Annotated in this window: 2 protein-coding genes; both read right to left on the reverse strand. The window is 32.1% G+C overall.

The window, feature by feature from the left end:
• Positions 1 to 19: 19 nt before the first annotated feature.
• The gene (locus F0000_RS27110) at positions 20 to 868 is read right to left on the reverse strand and encodes a tyrosine-type recombinase/integrase (RefSeq protein WP_149627824.1); all 849 of its coding nucleotides are present in this window, start codon (positions 866 to 868) and stop codon (positions 20 to 22) included.
• Complete coding sequence (locus F0000_RS27115) at positions 856 to 1,674, reverse strand: tyrosine-type recombinase/integrase (RefSeq protein WP_149627825.1); 819 nt, start codon at positions 1,672 to 1,674, stop codon at positions 856 to 858. Before F0000_RS27115 ends, F0000_RS27110 begins: the two co-directional genes overlap by 13 nt.
• Positions 1,675 to 1,988 lie beyond the last annotated feature (314 nt).

A 1,988-nucleotide genomic window follows, 5' to 3' on the forward strand; every position in this document is an offset into this window, starting at 1 on the left:
TCACAAAGATAGTTGATATTTATTTCAGATGGTTTAAAGGATGTCGTAATTGTAATTGACTCTTTAATTCTTCAAAGTTTGTATTTTTATATTGCTCGGTAGTTAATATCGATTTATGTCCTGCAAAGAGCTGTACACTCCGTAAATCTTTTCCAGATTTTAGTAAATTATGAATCACACTTTGCCTAATGAATTTAGGGATAAATTTCTTTTCAAAACCGTGATTGATCATATAATTGATGTGTTCTATATTTAGTGGTTTTCCTGTTCTGGAGAGTAGTAGTATATCGGTTTGTTTTCCTTTTAATAAATCGTCTCGATATTCTTCTATATACCGATAGATCGTTAGCATTTGTTTGGGGTTGATTTCGAGTTTTCTGCTATTTCTAACGACTAATGTTGCAGTATCTAAATCAATATCGTTTAGCCTTAAATTTCCTATTTCACTTACCGTTAATGCTTGGTATACCAAAAAACTACGGATTAGCTCATTTCTAATAGTCAAAGCTTTGCTACCGGTATTTTTTCTTTGTAAAAAATTGGCAAGTTGCTCACTACTGTATAAACGGTCTAGATCAATACGGGTATCTTGTTTATCTTTTAGTATTAAATGCTTGCAGGGATGATGTTTTATAATTTCTAAATCTATCAAACACTGATAGTATTTTTTGATACTGGCGACTTTGTTTTTTAAAATATACATAGAGTCTCCTAGTTTTCTACGTATGGCTATATATCCTACAATATCTTTATAACTTGCTGTATGGATCGTAAATGAGGCTTCTTTGGTAAATATCCTGATATGGTAGATATAGTCTTTACATAATTGTTTGTTATAGGTTTGTTGCCATTGTTTTAGATATTCCATGCGGTTACTTTTTTTATAGGATTGACATAGATTTGTGTGGTTTGTAATGAAGAGTGCCCTAAAAATAGTTGTACGAGTTCTATATTCATATCACGATCTACTAAGTGAGAGGCAATACTATGGCGTAAGTGATGCAGCGAATAGTAAGGGCGTTGCCATCCTAATCGTTCTTGCATCTGTTTAAAATAGATTCGTATGGTATTTTGGGTAACGGTAAAAAAAGTGTGTTCTGGACTTAATCCTTGTTGTATTTTATACTGATATAAATATCGTAAATGAGTTGCCTGTAAAGGAATACTACGTCTTTTGCTATTCTTGCCGTTGGTTACTTTTACAAACCCACGATCAAAATCAATATGATGTACTTTGAGTTCTGTGAGTTCTTTAGCTCTTAATCCACAACCATAACCAAAGATTAAGATTAATTTTTCATAATCATATAGGGTATTTTTCCATAAACTAAAGAGTTTGTTTTCGGGTATGGGTTTTCTTGTGTAGTCACTTTTAGGCTGGAGTAAATCAATTTTACTAAAAGGATGGTCTACGATATAATTACAGATGTGTAACCAATCGTAAAACTGCCTGAGCGTTATCATATAATAATGTAGAGTAATGGCTTTACAATGTGGTTTTTGTTGTTGTAGCCACTGATAATAGGTAGCTATAGTAGTATGGTTTGCTTCTAAAATATTGTTTTTGGCACTATAAGTAAGGTAAACAGTTAATCGTTCTATTTTTCCTTTAATTGTTTTGTTAGTATAGCCTATGGTTTGCAGATAGTTTTGGTAGGTTTTTAAGTACTCCATATTAGTGACCTTGTCTTTTTTTTGGAATATTGGAACATCAAGATTTTTTAAGGATTAAAACGCATACTATCAGTTGTTTACGTGTAAATCTGGTGTTCCGTTGCTCTGGAACACCAGTTATAATCATCTCATTATAAGTGTTCTGGTGTTCCTGTGGTGTTCCATTATATTGTATTTATTTGTTTTTGTAGTTCATTTTTGATCTTGGTGCGTAGTGCTGTATGATTATCCCAGTACACAATCTTATATTTAAATCCTCTGTTAGCATACCCAAACTGTTGTATGTATTCTAATTCGACCAATTGTTGCAAGTA

Origin of the sequence: Aquimarina sp. RZ0, assembly GCF_008370685.1 — a bacterium.
GTDB lineage: Bacteria > Bacteroidota > Bacteroidia > Flavobacteriales > Flavobacteriaceae > Aquimarina.

Excerpts from the sequence above, each read along its gene's own strand:
- F0000_RS27110 (WP_149627824.1), bottom strand. The coding sequence starts at position 868 with ATGGAATATCTAAAACAATGGCAACAAACCTATAACAAACAATTATGT.
- F0000_RS27115 (WP_149627825.1), bottom strand. The coding sequence starts at position 1,674 with ATGGAGTACTTAAAAACCTACCAAAACTATCTGCAAACCATAGGCTAT.